General features: G+C 44.2%; 3 protein-coding genes. All 3 read left to right on the top strand.

Annotated features, from left to right (window positions below; genetic code table 11):
* A partial coding sequence (locus tag IQR33_RS33840; RefSeq protein ID WP_228014043.1) for a c-type cytochrome occupies positions 1-464 on the top strand: 464 nt, incomplete at its 5' end.
* 303 nt (positions 465-767) lie between these two features.
* Positions 768-2,099, top strand: a complete 1,332-nt coding sequence (locus IQR33_RS20755; protein WP_054729239.1) for a paraquat-inducible protein A — start codon at positions 768-770, stop codon at positions 2,097-2,099.
* Positions 2,092-3,738 (top strand): intermembrane transport protein PqiB, encoded by a 1,647-nt coding sequence (gene pqiB, locus IQR33_RS20760; RefSeq protein WP_017821656.1) that lies wholly within the window; start codon positions 2,092-2,094, stop codon positions 3,736-3,738. The genes IQR33_RS20755 and pqiB overlap by 8 nt, the downstream gene beginning before the upstream one ends.
* Positions 3,739-3,828: the final 90 nt, after the last annotated feature.

Here is a 3,828-nt window from a genome sequence, read left to right on the forward strand (position 1 = left end):
CAATTGAAAATCGAGGTAATCTCTCTGGGCGTGGCTACCCAAAAATCGCCGCCCCTGAGCAAGAACCATCAATAGAGCGAGGCGCACTGGTCTACGAAAAGAACTGTGAAACTTGCCATCGCGCCGACGGTTCTGGCATCAAAGACACCAACGGCCACTCATACATTCCACCACTTTGGGGCGAATATGCGTATAACTGGGGCGCAGGTATGCACCGGATTAACACAGCGGCCTATTTTATTTACGAAAACATGCCGCTTGGGAAAAGTGTGCAGCTGACAGAGCAAGAAGCTTGGGATGTCGCAGCATACGTCAACAGCCATGAGCGTCCACAAGATCCTCGATTCAAAGGCAATGTCACCGCAAACGCGGAGAAATATCACCAACACCAAGGCTATTACGGCAAAACGCTCAACGGTACGCAAGTCGGCTCCAATGCCTTTAAGAGCGGAACGGTCAAGTAAAGTACAACTAAGCACCTTAAATAAAATGCTCTTTTTCCCTGCTCAGATTATCTGGGCAGGGTTACTTACCCTTAAAAACAAGTAATTACCCCCCTCCACAGACAAGCAATATCACATTATTTTCGACTTCCAACATACTCATCTTCGCCGTAAAATCTTGTACCAAACGTGACTTCGTTTATGTCTTAGATCTCTCATATCCTCTAATGCCAAAAGTAAGAAACTCGTAAACTCCTGAATCAAAACAAGCGTGCCTAGTGAAAAAAGAGTATTCTTAAAGCAAATGAATCTAAAACCTACCCGATGAGTATTCAACCTAATTCCCGTCAGTTAATTTCATGCGAAGAGTGCGGCCTTGTTGTTCGCATTCCCGATATCGAACAGGGGCAAAAAGCACAATGTCCTCGATGTTCGCATTCGCTGACTAAAGTGAATGCCAAGCCTTACCAAAGCGTGATCGCCATATCATCGGCATGTTTGATCATGTTAGTGCTAAGCATTTCTTTCCCTTTTATGTCGTTCAGCGTGCAAGGGTTGTCGCAAGAAATCACCTTGTTGCACGCTGCAAAAATGCTGGCTGAGTTTCAAAATGTGCTTTTGGGTGTGCTGTTACTCGCAACAGTTATCGTTTTACCTGCAATCTATGTTGGCCTCATTCTCTTTCTTCACCTTGAAGCATTAAAAGCACGTAAACATACCCCCTCTAAAAAGCAGCAACGAATGGCAAAAGTTTTATGCCGTCTTCTGTTTCGAGTCGAACCCTGGTTAATGGTGGATGTCTTTTTGATTGGCGTGTTGGTCAGCTTAATTAAAATCGCTTCCCTCGCAGACATAGGAATGGGCACTTCATTCTGGGCGTTTTGTGTATATACCGTTCTGGTAGTCAAATGCATATCAATGGTCGACAAAAGCTGGCTCTGGGGGCACTTTATTCCAGCTATCGAGCTATCTAATGTAAAAGAGGGTGATACGCACCATAACCACAACCATATTGGTTGTCATACGTGTCACCAGCTCAACCCTATTGAAGCTAAAAAACACCAACACTGCATTCGTTGTAAAAGCCCTATTCACAAATACAACCCCGCAGACAACTTACAAAAAGCTTGGGCGCTTTTGTTTGCTTCAGTCATTTTCTATATCCCTGCAAACCTCTACCCTATGATGTACACCGTAAGTCTTGGACATGCAGAAGGTTCAACTATCATGGAGGGGGTTATATTGCTTTGGCATTTAGGTTCTTACCCTATTGCGATGGTAATTTTCTTTGCTAGCGTATTTATTCCAATGGCGAAAATGCTGGCACTCGCGTGGCTGTATTACAATGCGCAAAAAGCGCGATATCTTCCGCACGAAGAGAGTATTTCACGCTTAAAGATCTACCGTATAACTGAGTTTATTGGCCGTTGGTCCATGATCGATATCTTCGTCGTCGCGATCTTAGTTGCACTGGTTCAACTGCAAAACTTAATGGCGATTTATCCAGGTCCTGCTGCGCTCTCTTTCGCGGCAGTGGTCATTTTTACTATGCTTTCTGCAATGATATTTGACTCACGTTTGTTGTGGCAATTGCCACAAAACGAAGTGCAGGAGCCGATTTCTGACAACTTAAACGAGAAAGCCAAATATGAGTGATGAGAACAACGTAACCGCTCAAATAAAACCGCAAAAGCAGATTTCTGCGATATGGATTGTCCCGATCCTTGCGCTAGCCATGGGAGCGTGGATGCTGTTCCAATATATCAACAGTACAGGCCCACAAATTACTCTCCAACTGCCAACCGCAGATGGGATTGAGGTTGGCAAAACCGAAATCCGAGCATTGAATGTAAAAGTAGGACTGATTACTGAAGTCACTCTCAGTGAAAATTACGATCACATCATCGCTAAGGCACAAATGAACAAGGATGCAGAACGCATGCTGCGAGATGACACCATGTTTTGGGTTGTGAAGCCTCGTATTGGCCGTGATGGCGTTTCAGGTTTAGAGACCTTGCTCTCTGGCGCTTATATCCAACTTCAGCCGGGTAAGTCTAAGATAGAGAAAGAGCGCTTTACGGTCTTAGATGTTCCCCCAGTCGCCTCTCCTGATGCAGAGGGGTTACGCCTTGTGTTAACACACCGCGAGGCTGGTAAGCTAGGCGTTGGTGACCCCGTCATTTATAAAGGCTTTACGGTTGGTCGTGTAGAGAAAACCAGCTTTGATGTTGACACTCGCAAAGCGTTATACCAACTCTTTATTTTCAAGCCTTATGACAGCTTAGTGCGCACTCGTACCAAGTTCTGGCTGAATTCTGGCGTAGATTTACAGCTCAACGCTGAAGGGTTCGAAGTCAAGTTTGGCTCATTAGAGAGCATGCTAACGGGTGGTGTTACCTTCGATACCGTTCCAGGTCTTGAATCCGGTGAACAGCTCACTGAAAATATGGTCAACTTCCGCTTGTACGATGATATTAAACAACTTCGAGAAGGCATGTACGATGATTATATTGAATTCGTTATGCTTTTTGATGAATCGGTACGAGGACTTAAACGTAAGGCACCTGTCGAATATCGAGGCTTGAGAATTGGTACTGTGATGCGTGTACCAATGCGACTTCCAACCCCAGAAGAGAACTTTTCTGCGAAAAAAATTCCTGTATTGGTACGTATCGAGCTCGGCCGTGTTTATGGCGATTTCCAATCCCAATCTTTACCAATGTTAAAAGATAAATTGAAGAGTGAGTTTGCTAAAGGCCTACGTGGTACTTTAAAAACAGGTAACTTATTAACAGGCGCACTATATGTTGACGCCGACTTCTATCCAAATGACGAGCCTTACGTACCGAGTAAGTTTGCTGATTTAGATGTTTTCCCAACTATGCGTGGTGGTTTTGCGCAGGTTCAGCGCCAAGTGAACGACTTCCTAAATAAGATTAATAACTTACCGATGGAAGAAACGTTAGATTCTCTCAATTCAACGTTAAAAACGTCCGAAAAAACGTTAGCTTCAGCAGAACGCGTGGCGGACAGTATTGATAAACTTTTGAATCAAAAAGAGACGCAAGAGATCCCAACAGATATTCGCCAAAGCTTACAGCAATTACAAAAAACACTCGATGGTTATGGGCCCAACTCAACCATGTACAGCGAAATGGAAGCCACGCTAAAAGAATTAGAAAGCGTAATGACAGAGTTTAAACCCGTACTTAAACAGCTAAACGAAAAGCCAAACTCTCTCGTGTTTGGAGAAGATGAAATCAGTGACCCAATACCAGTTAAAGGCAAAAACTAATGAAACGAGTATTCTTTCTGTCTATCGCGCTATTTGTCGGTCTAACGGGTTGCAGTAGCGCTCCGCAAACTAAAGGAGCTATGTACCTTC

Origin of the sequence: Vibrio sp. OPT46 (genome assembly GCF_015163535.1) — a bacterium.
Lineage (GTDB): Bacteria > Pseudomonadota > Gammaproteobacteria > Enterobacterales > Vibrionaceae > Vibrio > Vibrio alginolyticus.

Bases quoted from the DNA above. Each gene is read 5' to 3' on its own strand.
- IQR33_RS20755 (WP_054729239.1), top strand. From the start codon at position 768: ATGAGTATTCAACCTAATTCCCGTCAGTTAATTTCATGCGAAGAGTGC.
- pqiB (WP_017821656.1), top strand. From the start codon at position 2,092: ATGAGTGATGAGAACAACGTAACCGCTCAAATAAAACCGCAAAAGCAG.